Source organism: Candidatus Nitrosarchaeum limnium BG20 (assembly GCF_000241145.1).
GTDB classification, from domain to species: Archaea; Thermoproteota; Nitrososphaeria; order Nitrososphaerales; family Nitrosopumilaceae; genus Nitrosarchaeum; species Nitrosarchaeum limnae.
In genome coordinates this window covers 1-607 of sequence record NZ_AHJG01000066.1, presented here as the reverse complement: position 1 = coordinate 607, position 607 = coordinate 1, and the positions used below count along the sequence as shown (strand labels likewise).

Below are 607 nucleotides of genomic sequence, written 5' to 3'. Positions count from 1 at the left end.
TTTCCGGATGCAGTTAGATCTGGGGAGCCGCCGTTATACACAAATGCTAATACCAACCCAGTTTGTTGCTGGTGTGGTTGCTGTTGCGAATTATTCTAGCGTTTGTTTCTGTTGCGTTTAATAATGTTAAGCTTTGTGGGCTAACATTATCAGCAATTAACAATGTACCTACATAATCTCTAACTAAACCGGTAGCAGGGTTTATGATTCGTCCATTTGTTGTTGTACTGTTTAACAAATAAACATCAAATGTACCTGTTGTACTGATACTTCTAAGATCTAAGTTTAAGAAGTTAAATCCATGGAATGGACCAGTACTTGGATTTCTGATTGATTGTCTAAGCTCACCTATGGTTGTTTCTAAATCTACAACTAATGCATTGACTGAACCTGTTGGGTTGGTAGTAGAGTTAGTTAAGATAGCTCTTTCACTAAACTTCTGAACTGTTATGTTAGAAGTTGTGTTTTGACCACCTTGAGTAACTGCTACTGTACCAGTACTTGCGACAGTTGGTACAAATCTTGTCCAAATAGCTTTTTGTGCGTCTGTTTTACCTGTTCCGTTTTCACCCAATGTGAATGGATCGCCAGTTATTTAAGGCTGGAA

At 38.2% G+C, this 607-nt stretch carries 1 protein-coding gene; it reads right to left on the bottom strand.

Annotation, left to right across the window (positions count from 1 at the left end; translation table 11 throughout):
* Positions 1 to 46: 46 nt before the first annotated feature.
* Positions 47 to 574, bottom strand: a complete 528-nt coding sequence (locus BG20_RS02170; RefSeq protein ID WP_010190309.1) for a hypothetical protein — start codon at positions 572 to 574, stop codon at positions 47 to 49.
* Positions 575 to 607 lie beyond the last annotated feature (33 nt).